Annotated in this window: 13 protein-coding genes; 2 read left to right on the top strand and 11 right to left on the bottom strand. The window is 29.4% G+C overall.

The window, feature by feature from the left end:
• Positions 1-15: 15 nt before the first annotated feature.
• The 11 genes from ftsH to polA form a co-directional block, all read right to left on the bottom strand.
• A complete protein-coding gene (gene ftsH, locus Q1J48_RS02200; RefSeq protein ID WP_498040964.1) occupies positions 16-2,214 on the bottom strand; it encodes an ATP-dependent zinc metalloprotease FtsH in 2,199 nt (732 codons plus the stop codon).
• A 127-nt stretch (positions 2,215-2,341) separates the two neighbouring features.
• Positions 2,342-3,685, bottom strand: a complete 1,344-nt coding sequence (gene tilS / locus Q1J48_RS02195) for a tRNA lysidine(34) synthetase TilS (RefSeq protein WP_300360842.1) — start codon at positions 3,683-3,685, stop codon at positions 2,342-2,344.
• 9 nt (positions 3,686-3,694) lie between these two features.
• A complete protein-coding gene (locus Q1J48_RS02190; RefSeq protein WP_300360839.1) occupies positions 3,695-5,350 on the bottom strand; it encodes a B12-binding domain-containing radical SAM protein in 1,656 nt (551 codons plus the stop codon).
• Positions 5,350-6,300 (bottom strand): endolytic transglycosylase MltG, encoded by a 951-nt coding sequence (gene mltG / locus Q1J48_RS02185; RefSeq protein ID WP_367181829.1) that lies wholly within the window; start codon positions 6,298-6,300, stop codon positions 5,350-5,352. Before mltG ends, Q1J48_RS02190 begins: the two co-directional genes overlap by 1 nt.
• Before the next feature lie 191 nt (positions 6,301-6,491).
• Positions 6,492-8,246, bottom strand: a complete 1,755-nt coding sequence (locus Q1J48_RS02180) for a DEAD/DEAH box helicase (protein WP_300360834.1) — start codon at positions 8,244-8,246, stop codon at positions 6,492-6,494.
• 98 nt (positions 8,247-8,344) lie between these two features.
• Positions 8,345-9,934, bottom strand: coding sequence for an Eco57I restriction-modification methylase domain-containing protein (locus Q1J48_RS02175; protein WP_300360832.1), 1,590 nt, complete (start codon positions 9,932-9,934; stop codon positions 8,345-8,347).
• Positions 9,934-11,394, bottom strand: a complete 1,461-nt coding sequence (murJ, locus tag Q1J48_RS02170; RefSeq protein ID WP_300360829.1) for a murein biosynthesis integral membrane protein MurJ — start codon at positions 11,392-11,394, stop codon at positions 9,934-9,936. Before murJ ends, Q1J48_RS02175 begins: the two co-directional genes overlap by 1 nt.
• A 30-nt stretch (positions 11,395-11,424) precedes the next feature.
• Positions 11,425-12,186, bottom strand: coding sequence for a segregation and condensation protein A (locus tag Q1J48_RS02165; RefSeq protein WP_300360826.1), 762 nt, complete (start codon positions 12,184-12,186; stop codon positions 11,425-11,427).
• Positions 12,149-13,081, bottom strand: a complete 933-nt coding sequence (locus tag Q1J48_RS02160) for a bifunctional riboflavin kinase/FAD synthetase (RefSeq protein ID WP_300330449.1) — start codon at positions 13,079-13,081, stop codon at positions 12,149-12,151. Before Q1J48_RS02160 ends, Q1J48_RS02165 begins: the two co-directional genes overlap by 38 nt.
• A gap of 10 nt (positions 13,082-13,091) precedes the next feature.
• On the bottom strand, positions 13,092-13,991 hold the full coding sequence (gene whiA / locus Q1J48_RS02155) for a DNA-binding protein WhiA (protein WP_300330452.1): 900 nt from the start codon (positions 13,989-13,991) through the stop codon (positions 13,092-13,094).
• 15 nt (positions 13,992-14,006) lie between these two features.
• Complete coding sequence (gene polA, locus Q1J48_RS02150; protein WP_300360823.1) at positions 14,007-16,712, bottom strand: DNA polymerase I; 2,706 nt, start codon at positions 16,710-16,712, stop codon at positions 14,007-14,009.
• A gap of 203 nt (positions 16,713-16,915) precedes the next feature.
• Here polA and Q1J48_RS02145 point away from each other — a divergent pair, with 203 nt between their 5' ends.
• Both Q1J48_RS02145 and guaA read left to right on the top strand, forming a co-directional pair.
• Positions 16,916-17,317: a single-stranded DNA-binding protein gene (locus Q1J48_RS02145; protein ID WP_300329820.1), complete on the top strand. Its 402-nt coding sequence runs from the start codon at positions 16,916-16,918 to the stop codon at positions 17,315-17,317.
• Between the two features lie 48 nt (positions 17,318-17,365).
• The gene (guaA, locus tag Q1J48_RS02140) at positions 17,366-18,904 is read left to right on the top strand and encodes a glutamine-hydrolyzing GMP synthase (protein ID WP_300360821.1); all 1,539 of its coding nucleotides are present in this window, start codon (positions 17,366-17,368) and stop codon (positions 18,902-18,904) included.
• The last annotated feature ends 1 nt before the right edge of the window (position 18,905 follow it).

The following is an 18,905-nucleotide window of genomic DNA, read 5'->3' as shown; positions in this document are numbered from 1 at the left end:
TATTTTGTAAAGGTTTTATTTTTCTTCCTCAGTATTTTTTACCTCTTCAGAAGTTTTTATTTCCTCAACTTTTTTCTCTTCAACTACCTCTTCTTTTACTTCCTCTTTTGACTCATCTTTTTTAACATCTAATGGTTTTAATTTTTCCCCTCTCATAAGAGCTTCAAAATCATCTTTCATTATTGTTTCTCTTTCACAAAGAGCCATAGCTAAGGCATCAAGTTTATCTCTATTGTCAATTAAAGCTTGAACTGTTTCTTTATATGTTTGTTTTACTAATTTGATTATCTCTTCATCAACCTCTTTACCAGTTGCATCACTATAATATTTTTGTTGGAACATATCTCCTTCGTTTGTTCCATCTAATAATATAGGTCCAAATTTTTCATTCATTCCATATCTTGTTACAATTCCTTGAGCTATACTTGTAGCCACTTTTATATCTTGACTTGCTCCAGTAGTTAACTCTTTTGAAACTAATTCATCAGCAGCTCTACCACCATAGCACATCTTCATTCTATTGATAAACCATTCTTTTGAATAATAATATCTATCCTCTTCTGGTAAAGACATTGTATATCCACCAGCAAATCCTCTAGGAATAATTGTTACTTTATGAACTGGATCTGTGTCGTTCATATATAGATAGTTGATAACAGCGTGTCCAGCTTCGTGGTAAGCTGTTTTTAATTTTTCTTTTTCACTGACTACCTTAGATTTTTTCTCTGGTCCCATCTCTATTTTTTCAGAGGCTTCCTCTAAGTCAGCCATATTTATCTCTTTTCTTCCTGCTCTAGCTGCTAAGATAGCTGCCTCATTTAATAGGTTAGCTAAATCTGCTCCCACAAGTCCAACTGTTTTCTTAGCTATTGTTTCAAAGTCAACGTCATCAGCAAACTTTTTACCTCTAGCGTGAACCTCTAATATCTCTCTTCTACCTTTAATATCTGGAGAATCCACATAAACTTGTCTATCAAATCTTCCAGGTCTTTTTAAAGCTCTGTCCAATACATCTGGTCTGTTTGTAGCTGCTAAAACTATGATTGTTTCTTCAGTTCCAAACCCGTCCATCTCAACAAGTAATTGGTTTAAAGTTTGTTCTCTCTCGTCGTTTCCTCCACCTTGTCCAGAACCTCTTTTTCTACCAACTGCGTCAATCTCATCTATAAATACTATACAAGGAGCTGATTTTCTAGCCTTAGCAAATAAGTCTCTTACTCTTGATGCTCCAACTCCGACGAACATTTCTACGAACTCAGAACCAGACATACTGAAGAAAGGAACTTTTGCTTCTCCAGCCACTGCCTTAGCAAGTAAAGTTTTTCCTGTTCCAGGATTTCCTAATAATAGAACCCCTTTAGGAATTTTTGCCCCAACTTTTCTGAACTTTTCAGGCTCTTTTAAAAATTCAACAACCTCTTTTAACTCTTGTTTTGCCTCATCTATACCAGCAACATCTTTAAAAGTAACATTAGAAATCTCTTCACCATTTTCTTTAGCTTTAGATTTTCCCATATTGAATATTTGTGGTCCTCCGCCACCTTTATTCATTCTTCCAAGCATAAATACCCAAACACCTATTAATAATAACATAGGGAACCAAGATGCAAGTAGACTTAAAATAAGTGGCATCTCTTGTGGTGGTAAAGATTCAACCTTTGTATTAGTAGACTTTAATATAGATACTAACTCTTTATCTTGTCCTAATCTATCAGTTATCATTCTAGTTTTATAACCTTTTTGATCAGTATCCTTTCCATAGTATCCATAAACATATCCTTCTCTTTCTTCAACAAAATCAATCTTCTTATTTTTTACATTTGAAATAAATTCTGTATAAGAAACTGTGGTTGTAGGAGTTTTTTCCTCTCCTTCAAGTAAAGATGGTAAAGACATAAGTAATGTTACTATAAATATTAGCATTACTAAACCTTTAAAGTTTAATCTTCCTTTTTTTACTTTTTTCATTCCTGATGAAAGTTTTGATTTAAGCTCTTCTCTTCTCTCCTCAAGAGTATCTTCAATCTCTTTTTCCTCAGTAGTTTTTTCTTTAGACTCTTCTTTTTTGTCCTCTTTTTCTTCTTTTTTTTCTTCCTTTGCCTCTTCTGGCTTTACTTCCTCTTTTTTATCTTCTTCGTGAACAGGTCTAAAAGGTTTTATCTCCTCTTCCTCCTCGTGTCCACCTTTATTATCAAAATTATTTTCTTGTAATATTCTAGGTACAACGTGTCCTAATTCTTTTGTTTCGTCAATTTTATTTTCAGCGTTTTCTTTAATTTCAACTGTTTCTTTTTTGTCTTCAGCTTCTGAGAATTTTTTTAAATCTTTGTTATCCTCCACACTAATTCCTCCTTATTTTTAATATCACACTTTCTTCTTGATTTGAAAAATAATTTTTACTTTTTCTTATTCCACCTATCCAAACTATCTCTTCCTGTCCATCATCTTTTTGATGCACAACGATTGGAATATTTTCTCTCATATCCTTTGGTATCTTAGAATTAACAAATATATCTTTCAACTTCTTGCAAGTTTCCATTCCTTTCAGAAAAATTACATCTCCTGACTTTCTACCCCTAACTATTAGTTTATCGGTTTTTTTAAGATTAGTTTTAAATTCCTGATCTCCCCCCTTAAATTCTGCTCTTCCTATTGTTGCTTCCAATTCAAATTCTCCGAAAATTATTTTTCCCGGAATTTTCAACGCTAACTCTTTGACTTGTTTTTCTTCTTTTTTGTTTAAAGATATGTATATTTTATCATACTCTTTGATTAGAGTATAGTCTTTATCTAATTTTATTTTTTTAGTACCACCGTTAGATAGTATTTTTACTATATTCTCGATTTTATTTCTTGAACTTTTGATATTATTACTATTTAAATAATAATTTATTATTTTCTTTTGTATATATTCACTTTTTTCTTCCAATAATCTATTTACATCAATATAATTATCAATTATATATCTGCTATAATCAACCTCTAAAATACCATTGATCTCTCTTATCTCTTTTATAAAATTATATAGTTTTTCTTTTACCTTAGGATTGTAATTTTTTTCTAAAAAAGGTATCAGATCAAGCCTTATACTATTTCTAGTATATTCATTTTGTAAATTGGTAGAATCTATTTTGTATTCTATCATATTTTGATCTAAGTATTCCATAATTTCTGATTTATAGATTTCATTTATAGGTCTTATAAACTTATCTCTAACATCTAATATCCCCTCTAGACCCTCAAATGATGAACCTCTTATAAGTCTGAATAAAAAAGTTTCCACCTGATCATCTAGGTTATGAGCTAGAGCTATCTTATTTCCATCAACCTCTTTTAAAACTTCCTCAAAAAAACTATATCTTATCTCTCTTCCAGCCTCTTCAAGACTTATTTTTTTCTCTTGAGCCAGATTTTGCATACTTTTTTCTTTTACAAATACAGGAATATTATATTTTTCTCCCAAAGATATTACAAAGTTCTCATCTCTTTTAGCCTCCTCACCTCTGTACATGTGATTTATATGAGCCAAAGCCAAGAAAAGATTATACTCCTCTCTTATCTTTAAAAGAACCTCTAATAAAAAAACAGAATCAGGTCCACCAGAGCAACCAACAACTATCCTATCATTTTTTTTAATAATCTGAGTTTTTTCTATTCTTTCTATTACTTTTTCTACTATATTCATAATTTTCCTCTATCTTACTATATAATATTTTGTATCTTCCTTGCTATAATCAAAGAAAATGTTTACACTCTCTTTTTCACCTGTTTCGATATTTATTTCAAATTTTTCTAATTCAGTAAGTTTATGTGCCTCTCTTGCACTTTTAAATTCCATCTTATCAATTATGCTCTTATAAAGATCCTTGTCTTTTCTATCATCTATCCACTCTGGATAGAATCCAGGCTTTCCTAAGAATAAATAGTCAAATTTTAAATACTCTAAAAACTCATCTATTCTTGGGAAGTTTTGCTCTCTATAATACTCTAAGAAGTTATTAAAAATAGCTAGTTCCTTATGAGCTATCTCTAAATACCCTTTCTTCTTATAGAAGTCCCCTATACTCTCAAAAAACTTAAATGGACTTTCAAAGAAGTTGCTTACCACAAAATCTAATGATCTTAAAAATTTTTGTGAATTGTAATAAAAATCTAAAACCTCTTCAATATCCTTAAGTCTACAAATATCTTTATAAGATATAAAATCATTTTCTAATATTTCATAAGGTGGGAAATCCAAATATTTATATCCATATTTTTCCCCCTCCTCTTTCATCTCTGTTCCTTGTAACATTTTTAAAAAACCAAGCTGTATCATTTCACACTTTGTTCTATAAACATAGTCAAAAGAATTTCCAAATGTTTCATAATCTTCAAAGGGAAGTCCAGCTATTAGATCCAAATGAAGATGTATATTTTTATTTATAAAAGTTACATTATGGAAAAGTCTTTCTAAATTATTATTTCTATTTATAGCTTTCATTGTAGCTGGATTTGTAGTTTGTACCCCAATCTCAAATTGGAAAAACTTTCTTGGAACTTGTTTTAAAAAATCAAGAACCTCATCATCAAATATATTGGCATTTATCTCAAAATGAAAAGTTATATTTTCTCTATAATTTTCCAATAAGAATCTCCAAATCTCCATATATCTTTCTTTTCTAAGGTTGAAAGTTCTATCTACAAATTTAACAAGTCTTGTTCCTATATCAATAAATTTTTTCAAATCTTTTTTAGTTCTCTCAAGTGAAAAATATCTTACACTTTTATCTATTGATGACATACAGTAAGAACAGTTAAAAGGGCAACCTCTTGAAGACTCATAATAAACTATCTTATGTACATCTTCAAGCTCACTATCATCATAAGGAAATGGAACTATATCAAGGTCTTCTATCAATGGTTCAAATCCATTGAATTTTATCTCTCCATTCTCTCTATAATACACACCTTTAACATCTTTTATATCTTTAGTCAGATAGTTAAGAAATACTTTTTCCCCCTCTCCTACCAATATTCCATCTATCTCTACATTATTTTTTAATATTTCAGTTGGGTTATAACTTACCTCTGGTCCACCTAAAAGAATTTTCTTATCTGGCAATATCTTTCTTAACTCTTTTACAATTTTAAAAACCATTTCCACATTCCAAATATATACTGAAAAGAATATATTCTCAGGGGAAGACTCAACTATATCTCTTATAATTTTTTGAATGTTATTGTTAATACTGCTCTCATACATCTGTATCTTTAAATCGCTATTTTTTTCCACATATTTTTTTAAGTATCTTATTGCCACATTTGTATGAACATACTTACTATTTATCCCAACTAAAATATTTTCCATTATTTTTTCTCTCCACTTGTAAGATTTTGTCTTTGAAACTCTAAATGCTCCTCATAAGTTTCTGTAAAATGATGAGCTCCACCACCTGAGGCAACAAAGAAATAATATGGTGTTTCCTCTGGATTAAAGGCTGCATCTATTGATTTTTTATCAGGATTTCCTATTGGTCCAGGAGGAAGTCCCTTATTTTTATAAGTATTGTATGGAGACTCTATCTCCAAATCTTTATAGTACATTCTTCTTTTTGTATAATTATATAGGTAGTTTACAGTAGCATCAGAGGCTAAAGGCATCTCTATTTTTAATCTATTATGAAAAACTGAAGATATTCTAGGTTTTTCAGTTGGCAAAACAGCCTCCCTCTCTATTATAGATGCTAGTACAAGCTTTTTATAAAAATCTTCTTTATCAGGATAGTCCTCTGCTGGAAAATGTTTTAAAAACCCTCTTAAAAAAGTTTTTGCAATAGTTTTCTCATCTGATTTCTCTGATATAAAATAAGTTTCTGGATAAAAATATCCTTCAAAATTACCATTTGGTGTTGGATAAGGAAAATCTATCTCTTTTAAAGCTGTCATAAATTTTTCTCTGTCTATTCTGTTATCTTTTACTAATTTATCAATTACTTCATTGACAGTAAGTCCCTCTTGGATAGTTACTTTAAACATCTTATCTCTTCCCTCTTCAAGAAGTCTCACTAAACTTACAACAGAATAGTCACCTTTTAGAAGATAGTATCCTGCTTTTATATTTTTTCCACCACTTTTTAATTTTAAGTAACCTTTAAAATAATTTTTCTTTTCTGGATTTAATCCAACTAATATTGGTAAAACTCTATCTCCTGGCTTTATCTCTACAATCTGATCATAATATTTTTTCTCATTTAAATTATATCCTAAATATCCCCCAAATAAAATCATAGCTAAAACACTTCCAGTTAAAATCACCATTGGAAATTTAATAGCTTTCTGACATATCTCCTTATAGTCAATATTTTTCATTTGGTTCATTCTATTTTCAAAAAACTTTTTTATATTTTCTAAAATATCTTTCATCAAAGCTCCCTAAAATTTAAAATATTATTATAAAAATACTCCTTTCCATAATATTCTCTATTAAAAAAAGGAGTAACATCTATTTATTATTTACTTGTACTACCTTCTGTTTTTTTCTTTCTACCTCTTTTTGGTTTATCTAAAACAGCTTCTTTTGAAGATTCTTTTTTTCTAGTCTTTGGCTCTTTTTTATCATTTGATGATTCCTTAGATCTTCTTCCTCTTCTTTTTGGAGTTTCTTCCTCTTTCTCATCATCATTTGATTTTACCTTAGCTTTTTCTACTAGAGGTTTTCTTCCTTTCTTTTGTTTCTTAAATATATCTAAGATATATTCAGCCTCTGCAAAAGGAACATTCATAAATGAGAAGTTTTCATATACCTCTACATTTTTGATTTTATCTCTATCGATTTTTGATTCTCTAGCTATTAAATCAACTATCTTCTTAGGTGTAACTTTATCCACTCTTCCAAGAGCTATGAATAATCTTGTTTTTCCAGTTCTATCTACATTAGCTTCCTCTATCTCATTGTAGTTTGAACTATCTAAAACATCCTCATAGTTTATTTTTAGAAGTGCAGCAATTATTTCTTCAGGACTTCCTTCTTTTAATAACTCTCTAGACATATCTAAGAAGTTAGAGATATTTCCTTCAGATATTTCATTATTGATACTTTCTTTTATTCTAAACTTTCTTGAAATTATAACATCTTTTATTCCAGGTATTTTTTCTTTTCTAATATCTGTTTTTGTTATTCTCTTAATTTGAAGAAGTTTTTTATACTCAGATGGAGTTATGAAAGTTATAGCTGTTCCCTCTTTTCCAGCTCTTCCAGTTCTTCCTATTCTATGTACATAACTTTCAGCCTCTTGAGGTACTGAATAGTTTACAACGTGAGTTAAGTCATTAACGTCTATTCCTCTAGCTGCTACGTCTGTTGCAACTAATATTGTTAATTTTTTATCCTTAAATCTTTTTAAAGTTGTCTCTCTATAATTTTGAGTAATATCTCCGTGTAACTCCCCTGCATCATAACCTCTATCATTTAATTTTCCAGCAAGTTCATTAACATCATTTTTTGTTCTACAAAATACTATTCCATAGAAGTCTGGTTCTAAGTCGATTATTCTACAAAGAGCTTCAAACTTATCCTTTTGTTTTACTTCAAAATATATTTGGTCAGTTAAGTTTGTAGTAAGTTCTTTTGCCTCAACTTTTAAAACTTCATATCCTGGTCTCATATGTGTTTCAGCTATTTTTAAAATCTCTCTTGGCATTGTAGCTGAGAAGAATAACATTCTTTTATCTTCTTTAGTGTAGCTTAGGATTTTTTCAATATCTTCAATAAATCCCATATTTAACATTTCATCAGCTTCGTCTAAGATGAAATAATCTATTTCGTCTAGTTTTAATAACCTTCTGTCTATTAAATCTAAAACTCTTCCAGGTGTTCCAACTACAACATCAACACCTTTTTTAACCTGTCTTATTTGAAGTTCGATAGATTGTCCCCCATAAACAGGTACAACTTTTATATTTCTTCCAGATGCAAAAGAGTTTGTTTCTTCAGCAACTTGGATAGCAAGTTCTCTAGTAGGTGCAAGAATAATAGCTCTTATTTTTCCTGTACTTTTTTCTATTTTTTCTAAAATTGGTAAAGCAAAAGCAGCAGTTTTTCCTGTTCCTGTTTGTGCTTGACCTATAACGTCTTTTTCCCCTTTTAATAACACTGGTATTGTTAAGGCTTGTATTGGACTTGGCTCTTCAAAACCTTTCTTTGATAGGGCTTTCAAAGTCTTATCGCTTAAACCTAATTCTCTAAATTTTTCTAACTTGTTCATTTATCACTTCCTTATATATTTAAAAAAAAATTACAAACATTTCATATAACTTAATAATTATACCATAATTTCCTTATTATTACTACTTTTTTATTTTTTTATCTTTCTAATTCCGAAATACTGTAAGTTTTTAAGAAGTAATCCTCTATTTTCTTTTGATTTTCTTCTGAATAATTTACTATCTGTTCTTTAACCAAACTTTCTATATATTTGATTTCTTTCTCATCTTCTGGATAGTAAACTGGAGTTTCCTTAAGTGGCGTAGAATAAAATTCTAAATTATACCCCTTAGATTTTCCATTTATCCTATACCATTTATAAAAAATTTCAGAATTTAAATATCCCAAAAGATAAAAAAGATTTATATCCATATTTTTTTTAGAAAGATAATATATATCTGCGCTCCCAAAAAAATCCTCATCACTGTAAGCAAATATATTTCTTTTACATCTCTGTCTAACTATTATTTTCTCCCCTGAAAAAATATTTCTATCTCTACTCCATTGAAGTTCCCACCATTTTATTTTAGAACTTTTTACCTCTCTTCTCTTCTCTAACTTTTCCCTATACTGTTCTAGATAATTTAAAAGTTTATTATTTATTAAAGTATTCTTATCAAGATAAAGTACCCAAAATTCATTCCTATCTTTTATTGAATATTTAAAAATATCCTTACTTTTATAAAAAGGTTTTAAATATTCCCTATACTCCTCTAAAAAATCTTTTGATATAAAAGCCTTATCATATCCAGATATTATCCCTTGATTAATATTTAATAAATCCTTTAATCTAAAATTTGATTTTTCTAAAATCTTTTTAGTTATTTTTTTATTTTCTAAATTTGTCAAAACAATATTTCCATTCTCATCATAAAGCTCTTCATTGTTTAAAAAAAATTTTTCCACAACCTGCTTTAAATTATTTTCATCTTTTTTAAAAACCTCTTCATCTAAAACATAGTTTTTAATAGAACACACCTTGTCGTCTAAAGATTTTTTCCAAGTAAATATCATATTATGTTGCCCGTTTACATCTTTAAAAACAGAGGTGTTAAAGTTATTTATATATAAATATCTACCTTCATCTCTCAACTTTTTTCTAAGGACTGTGGCACTATCTGCCTTTAACCAATAATTAGTTATTATATATGAAAGAACTCCATTTTCTTCCAATATATCTATTCCTTTCTCTATAAAAAAATAAAAATAATCCATCTTGCTCTGATAATATTTTTTTCCAAATTCAGATTTTTTTATACTCTCAAATATATCCTTATTATTTTTTTCACCTATATATGGAGGATTTCCCAAAACAATATTATATTTTTCCTTTATATCTGTTAAAAGGCTATCTCCATAAAAGGCTTTTATTTCTCCTTGAACACCATATTTATTTAAGATTTTTTTTATATTTCTTTTGTATTCTTCTAGAGCCATAAAATCTAAATCATAGGCTGTTACCCAATTCTCATTATATCTATATTCACCAAATATTTTTTTAGAAAGTCTTATTAATTTTTCTAAGGCTACACATAAAAGGTTCCCAGTTCCAGAAGAAAGATCTATTATTTTTATATTATTTAATTTTTCCTCTGTGTACTCCCCTTGAAAATACCCTTTAAACCCCTCTCTTATTATCTCAAAAGAATATTTGTAAGGGGTGTAGACTTTAAAATTAATTATTCCCATTAAAATACCTCTAATCTTTTTTTATAGATTGGATATGCCCAAATCAATAGATACACAGCTGAAAATACCACAAGTTTTATAATTATATTTCCTATAAACATACTTGCCCCTATCCCTATAAGAGCAGAAACTATTGTTTTTATAGCAAACACTATCGTTCTTCTTAGTTTAAAATCTATATATTTCTTTTTAAAAGTAAATAATAAAAGTCCAAAGTTAACTATTGCAGCAACTGAAGTTGCAAGTGCTAGACCTTTATATGCCATTGGTTTTATAAGTATCATATTAAGTAATATATTGACGATTATTGAAAGGATTGAAAATTTTACTGGATCCTTACTATTTTTCATACCATAAAAAGATCTTGTCAATAGATGGATGGCATTATAAAAATAAAGTCCCACAGAATAATAAAGTAGTGACTCAGCTGTTATTGTTACAGCTCTCCCTTTAAAGTTACCATATCCAAATAAAAATCTTACTATATCTTTTGAATAGAAACAGAATACCACCATACAAGGAACTATTAAAAATAGTAAAATATTTAATCCTTTTAAAATATTTTCCTCTACCCCTTTGAAATCTTTATCAACAATTTTTTTAGAAAGAGTTGGATAAACCACAGTTGAAACAGATATACCAAAAACTCCAATAGGTAAAGTATAAAGTCTTGTGGCATTTTCTAAGGCTGATATCCCCCCCTCTTCTAAGTAAGAGGCAAAAAACTGATCCACTATTGTATTAAATTGTCTTGCTACAATTCCAACTAGCATTGGTAACATCATAAAAAATAATCTTTTTAAATATTTATCTTTCCAAAAAATCTTTAGACTGTACCCTCTTGTCTTTGAAAAAAATTGTGGAAGTTGTATTAAAAATTGAAGTATTCCACCAATAAGAACTCCATAAGCCATAGCTTTTATACCATAATTTTTTCCAAAAAATATAGCTGATCCTAAGATAGCCACATTAAAAAATATAGCTGTTGAGGCTGGTATTACAAATATTTTAAAATTATTAAGTATAGCTCCTATCATACCAGCAAGTGCTATCATTATAAAATATGGTGACATTATCTCCAAAAGATCAGCTGCCATATGTTTTGTTTCATCTGGAAACCCATTTACTATCAGAGTTATTATCTGCTCTGAAAATACTATCATCAATAAAGATATAACAACTGAAAAAATAAAAAGAATATTTAAGATAGAGAAAATAAATTTTTTCCCCTCTTCTTCCCCCTCTTCCTTTACTTTTTCATTATACAATGGAATAAAAGAAGTCCCTAATGCTCCTTCTCCTAATAGTTGTCTGAAAAAATTACTTATCTTGAAAGCACTAAAAAAAGCATCTGTTGCAGCAGTTGCCCCAAAGTAATAAGCCACTACCATACTTCTAGCAAGTCCCAACACCCTACTTATTAAAGTAACCATCATCACCAATATTCCACTTCTAAACATTAATCAATTTCCTCCAAAATATAATATAAATTAATCATTCTTTTTTATATATATTTCCTCATCTAGTTTTACTATATCTATCAATCCCTCTTTATAGGCATCCAATATACCTAAAAACATATATACTAAATGCATTCTATTCTCTGCTCTTTGAAATATGTCTCCCAGTTTTTTTTCTCCATCATAGATAAATATTTTTAATTTTTCTATCTCATCCTCCAATGTATAAGTCTTTTCATATTTGATTTCCATTACATCAAGGCTCTGTTTATCCAAATATTTTTTATAACTTTCATACACATCATCTAAAGTAAGAGAATCTAAATTATACTCCTTTGATGAAACCTTTGTTATTTTTCTTCCCTCTTTTTTAGTGTAGCTTATATTAAATTCATTCTCTAACTTCGATACCTCTTGAGTTACCTCTTTAAATATTTTGTACTCTTCCAATCTACGTTTTAAATCTTTTTCAGACTGTCTCTCTTTTTCAAGATTAAGTACAGAATAGGCTTTTATTTCAAGAAGTTCCGTAGCAATTAAAACAAACTCTACCTTTATATCAAGATGATCTTTTTTGCTCTCATCAAGGATAGCTAAATATTCATCTATTATTTGTGTTATTCTGATTTCAGAAATTTTCATTTTCTTTTTTTCAATCAGATACACCAAAAGTTCCAAAGGTCCTTCAAAGTTGTCTAGTTTTAAAACTATATCCTTATTAGAACCTATCTCCTCTTTTTGCTCTTCTATATTATTATTTTCTATTTGAGATTTTTCTCCAGTTTTCAACATCATTTTTTATCCCTTGTCTTAGTTCTTCCATAGAATTAAATTTTTTCTCATCTCTTAAATGTCTTTCTATGCTAACATCTATTTTCTTTCCATATATATCCCTATTAAAATCTAGAATATGAACCTCTACACTTAACTCTCCCGGTTTTAAAGTTGGATTTCTTCCAATATTTACAACTGCGTTGTATTTTTCATCCTCTCCCTCAATGGAAACAGTTCCACCAAATATCCCAAAAGGAGGATAAACCTTATTTACAACTTTTAAGTTAGCAGTTGGAAAACCTAAAACTCTCCCCAATTTTTTTCCATGCTCAACTTCTCCAGAGATAAAAAATGGTCTACCAAGATACATATTAGCCTCTTCTACTTTTCCCTCAAGTATAAGTTTTCTAATTAATGTAGAACTTAAGATTTGCCCCTTGTGTTCAATGGCTGGTATCTCATTTAATTTAAATCCTTTTTTTGGAGCTACCTCTCTAAGATACTCTACATTTCCACTTCCTCTTTCAGCAAAAGTGTAGTTAAATCCAACAAATATCTCCTTTGCCCCAAGATAACCAAGAAGTATCTTATCTATAAATTCATCTTTTGTAGTTTTTGCATACTCCTCATCAAAGGTTTGTAAAACTACATAGTCCACTCCCATCTCCTCTAGAAGTCTTAATTTTTCATCTAAAGTATTTATCATTTTTGGCACTCTCTCTGGAGCTATTATACTTAAAGGGTGGTTTAAAAAAGTATAAACCACAGATATCCCATTATTTTTTCTAGCTTTTTCTATGGCACCATTTATCAAAACCCTATGTCCTCTATGAACACCATCAAAAGTACCTAATGCAACATAACTATTTTTTAATTTTTCTGCATTTTTTTGTATATCTACTATTATCTTCATAGAAATATTTTTACTCCTTATTTTCCTCAATCAGTTGATTATAAATCTCTTCTATTCTTCTGAATCTATTTCTTATCCCAGATTTTGAAATCCCAATCATATCAGCAAGTTCTTGGATAGAGCTTTCAGGATTTTGAAGTCTTATGAAAGCTGCCTCTTCCAAAACTGGAGAAAGATTATTTATCCCTAAAACTTTTCCTATATAATTTATCATCTTTATCTGTTTAATTCCTGTATTAAGAGCCTTTGTTTCATTGGCCACTTCCCAGTTCATCTCTCTTATAGTTTTATTTTTTAAGTCCTTCATCATTGTGATTTCCTCATATTTATAAAACTCTTTTATAGAACCTATCATCACCAAAATATCCATAATATCTTCACAGTTTCTTAAATAAACTAAATTTTTATTTCTTTTTTTAGTTTTTGAAACTTTTTTTCCAAGATTTAAAAGTATTCTATAAAGCTCATCTGCCATTTCCTCATCATCTATAAAAAAGTCCATAGCATACTCTTTTTCAGGAGGTTTAATATATCCAGTGGATAAGAATAGCCCTCTTATAAATCCTGCCACTCTCTCCTCATCATTTTCTATCTCTTCCCCTCTAAATCCTTCTAACATCTTTATAAAATCATTATATCCATTTTGATTTTCTATTGTTATTATATATATTTTATGTTCCCCAAAATTCATACTTATAGAATATTTAACACTCATTCTAAGTTGAGTTACCTCTTTTAATATTCCATAAACTCTATTTGCTAACTCTATACTCTCCAATTTAAACTCAATCTTATTTTGATGAATTGCATTTTTAACATCTAATATCCCTCTAAGTTCTGCAATCTTTTCCTTAGTAGTATAGAGTGTTTTCTTTATTATCTCAGTTTTTACTTGAGAAGTATAGGACATCTCCCTCTCCTTTCTCTATTTTGCCTCTGCCCAGTTATCTCCAATAGCACTGTTTACTTCCAGCTTAACATTTTTAAAGTCCACACTATTTTTCATAATTTTTTCAATAATCTCTCTATAATAATCTGCCTTATCATCCTTCACTTCAAAAATCAATTCGTCGTGTACTTGTAATAGCATTTTTATATCATTTTTATCTTTTAATACATCATATATTTTTATCATAGCTTTTTTTATTATTTCCGCAGCAGTTCCTTGAATAACAGAGTTTACTGCCATTCTTTCAGCTTGATTTTTAATATTTTTATTTTTAGAAGTTATCCCCTCAATAGTTCTTCTTCTACCAAAATATGTTTCAACATACCCTTTTTCTTCAGCAAATTTTACAATCTCTCTTTCAAATCCCTTAACACTTGGATACTCAGCAAAATATTTTTCTATATATTCCTTTGCCTCACTTTGAGTGATTTTTAATTCTGTTGAAAGTCCGAAAGGAGTTTTACCATAGATAACACTAAAGTTTATAGTTTTAGCAACTGTTCTCTCCTCTCTTGTTACCTCTTCCCCCTCTTTTATTCCAAATATTTTTCTAGCAGTAAGACTGTGTAAATCTGCATTATCTTTATAGGCTCTTATTAAATTTTCATCTCCAGACATCTCACCCAAAACTCTTAGTTCTATTTGAGAATAGTCTATACCTAAAAGTTTATACCCATCTCTTGATACAAACCCCTCTCTTATCTTCATTCCCTCGTCTGTTTTTACAGGGATATTTTGAAGATTTGGTTCTGATGAAGAAAGTCTTCCTGTGGCTGTACCTGTTTGGTTAAAACTTGTATGGATTCTATTTGAACCATCTTTTACTTTTAAAAGAGCATCCACATAAGTTGATTTTAATTTTGCAAATTTTCTATATTCTAAAATATATTCAGCAATCTTCTCCCCTTGATCTCTTAAATATTCTAAAACTCCAACATCTGTTGAATATCCACTCTTAGTTTTTTTCACAGGTGTTATATTTAGTTTAAAGAATAAAATTTCAGAAAGTTGTTTTGGAGAATTTATATTAAACTTTTCTCCACCAACTTCATAGATTTTTTCCTCAAGATTTTTTATAAGCTCATCAAGTTCTATACTATAATCTTCAAAATATTTTGGATTGATAGCTATTCCCTCTTCTTCCATAGAGGCTAAAACTTCTATAAGAGGTATCTCAACTGATTTTAAATTATTTATAAGTCCATTTTCTTCCATTTCCTCTTTTAATTCTGGATAAACCTCTTGTAAAAGCCCTGATAGTTTGCATAAATAATTTCCATATGGTTCAATCTCAAGATTTTCTTTTAACTCTTTTCCAAATAAATCAGAATAAGTTGGAAGTTCTACCCCTTCACCACTCGCTATTATCTCTATCCCTTCTTTTGTTTGGTTAGTTTTTAAATGGTAAGCTAACATCATATCAAAATCTATATTTCTTGTTGGTATCTTATAGATATTTTTTAACACATTTTTAAATCCATAAGTTACAAACTTTTTATCCAAAGCAAAAATTTCATTTAATTTTTCTTTTGAATAATTTTGATATTTCTCACCTAATTTTAAATTGTGAGTTAATGGGAAATAATAATCCTGTGTTTCTGTTGAAAAGGCCACTCCTATATTTTCTGTATAGAAAAATACTCTTTCCTCTTTTAATATATCCTCTTTTAATTTATTAAATTTTTCATCACTATCTACTATAATTATATCTTTTGATTTTTCTTTTTTCTCTTGAGCCTGTCCACCAAAAAGTCCAAGTTGTTGATTGTCAAAATTTTCTTTTATCTCTTCAGCCACCTCTTCTTGTAGATCCATTCTTTTTATTAGTGCCTTAAATCCTAAAGTTTTAAAAAGCTCTAAAGTTTTTTTGCTATCTATTTTATAAGAGATTTGTGAAATTTCTATGTCAAGAGGAATATTTTTTTCAATAGTTGCTAACTCTCTACTTAAGAAAGCCATCTCCTTATCCTCTTTTATATTTTTTATAAGTCCAGGACCTATTCCAGAAATCTCTCTTAAAGAGTCTACATTTTCATATATCCCCTCAAGATTTCCATATTTTTCAAGCATTGGTATAGCTTTTTTCTCTCCAACTTTTCTTACACCTGGGATCCCGTCACTTGTATCCCCTATAAGTCCAAATAAATCTGGTATCATATTAGGAATAACTCCTAAATATTCCACAACATCTTCATCAGTGGATAATATTTTAAATCCACCATTTTCACCTTTTCCCATAAGAGCGATATTTATATTTTCATCTACTAATTGGGCTAAGTCTTTATCTCCTGTTACTATATATATTTCATACCCATCTTTTGAAAACTTTTTAGATATAGTTCCCATAACATCATCAGCTTCATAGCCATCTATTTTAAATCTTTTTATTCCAAAACAATCAAGGACTTCCTCTATTCTAGGAATTTGTATCAATAAATCTTCAGGTACTGCTTCTCTGTTCTTTTTATAATTTTCAAAAATAGCACTTCTTTTTAATGTAGCTCTTTTTACATCTTGAGCTGCACAAATATAATCAGGAGAGAATTCTTTTATAATGCTAAGTAAAGTATTGGTAAATCCATACACAGCCCCTGTTGGTTCATCTTTTGTTCTAAAGTTTAAGTTTCCATAAAAGGCTCTGTACATCATAGCACTTGTGTCCAATAAAATAATCTTTTTCATTATCTCCTCCTATATATAATTATCAACCTAATTTTTTTAATTTTACGCATAATATTATACCATATCTTATATTTTTTTTCATAAAATCTTTATAGATATTTTTATTTTTTTCCCATCTCTACTTTAATTTTCTTGTCAATATTATATTTTTTTGGTATAATTATAAGCATAATAAGATAATTATATAAACAGGAGGTTTTTAAATGAACTTAGTTGTTTTAACAGGTAGACTAACTAGAGATCCAGAATTAAAATATGGACAAAGCGGAAAAGCTTATTCTAGATTTTCTTTGGCTGTAGATAGACCTTTCCAAAAAGGTGAAGCTGACTTTATCAACTGTGTAGCTTTTGGTAAAACTGCTGAACTTATTGGAGAATATCTAAGAAAAGGAAGAAAAGTTGGAGTTCAAGGTTCTCTACAAATGAATAGATATGAAGCTAACGGAGAAAAAAGAATTTCTTATGATGTTCTTGTAAATTCAATAGAATTTTTAGAGTCTAAAACTGGTTCTGTTTCTAATGGTTCAGATGATTTTGTGCCACATAATGAACCAGCTCCATCAAATATTCCTGAAACAATGGACGATGATGAGTTTCCATTCTAAAGAAATATGTAACATTTTTTATTAAATTTAATTTTATACGGAGGTAAAATGAAAAAAAATAGTATTGTCATTCTTGACTTTGGTTCTCAATACAACCAATTAATAGCAAGAAGAATTAGAGAAATGGGGGTTTATGCGGAAATAGTTCCTTACTTCGAACCTCTTGAAAAAATAAAAGAAAGAGAGCCTAAAGGTATTATCCTTTCTGGTGGACCTGCTTCTGTTTATTTAGAAGATGCATATATGATAGACAAGGCTATCTATGATTTAGGAATTCCTATTCTTGCTGTATGTTACGGAATGCAACTTACAAACCATCTTTTAGGTGGAAAAGTTGAAGCTGCTGATAAACAAGAGTTTGGAAAAGCTATACTTGTTCTTGACGAAGCTACTAACCCATTATTTGAAGGTATCCCAAATAACTCTCAAGTATGGATGAGCCACCAAGACCACGTTGTAAAAATGGCACCTGGATTTGAGCAAATCGCTCACACAGATTCTTGTATTGCTACTTGTTGCAATAAAGAAAAAGATATCTACTGTGTTCAATTCCACCCAGAAGTTACTCACTCTGAATATGGAAAAGAAATCTATAAAAACTTTGTATTCAATATAGCTAAATGTGAGCAAAACTGGAATATGAACAACTATATTGAAGAAACAATAAAAAATATAAAAGCTACTGTTGGAGATAAAAAAGTTTTACTTGGACTTTCTGGAGGAGTTGACTCTTCTGTTGCTGCTACTCTTATCCATAGAGCTATCGGAGATCAATTAACTTGTATCTTCGTTGACACAGGACTTTTAAGAAAAGATGAAGCTAAAACAGTTATGGAAATATATGGAGAAAACTTCCATATGAATATAAAATGTGTAAACGCTGAAGAAAGATTCCTTTCTAAATTAGAGGGAGTTTCTGATCCAGAAGCAAAAAGAAAAATCATTGGAAAAGAGTTCGTAGAAGTATTTAATGAAGAAGCATCTAAACTTACTGATGTTACTTTCCTTGCTCAAGGAACAATCTATCCAGACGTTATAGAATCTCAATCTGTAAAAGGACCTTCTATGACAATCAAATCTCATCATAACGTTGGTGGACTTCCTGAAGATATGAAATTCACTTTACTTGAACCTTTAAGAGAATTATTTAAAGACGAAGTTAGAAAAGTTGGAAGAGAATTAGGTATCCCTGATCATATGATCGATAGACACCCATTCCCAGGACCTGGATTAGGAATAAGAATCTTAGGAGAAGTTTCTAAAGAGAAAGCTGATATATTAAGAGAAGCTGACGCTATATTTATAGAAGAACTTAGAAAAGCTGATCTTTACAATAAAGTAAGCCAAGCATTCGTAGTTTTATTACCAGTAAAATCTGTTGGAGTTATGGGAGACTTTAGAACTTATGAATATACTGCAGTTTTAAGATCTGCTAACACTATTGACTTTATGACAGCTACTTGGTCAAAATTACCTTATGAGTTCTTAGAAGTAGTTTCTAATAGAATTATCAACGAAGTTAAAGGAATCAATAGATTAACTTATGATATTTCTTCTAAACCACCTGCAACTATCGAGTGGGAATAAT

It is taken from the genome of Fusobacterium sp. (assembly GCF_029258315.1).
Taxonomy (GTDB): domain Bacteria; phylum Fusobacteriota; class Fusobacteriia; order Fusobacteriales; family Fusobacteriaceae; genus Fusobacterium_B.
This window is presented reverse-complemented; position numbering and strand designations above follow the sequence as displayed.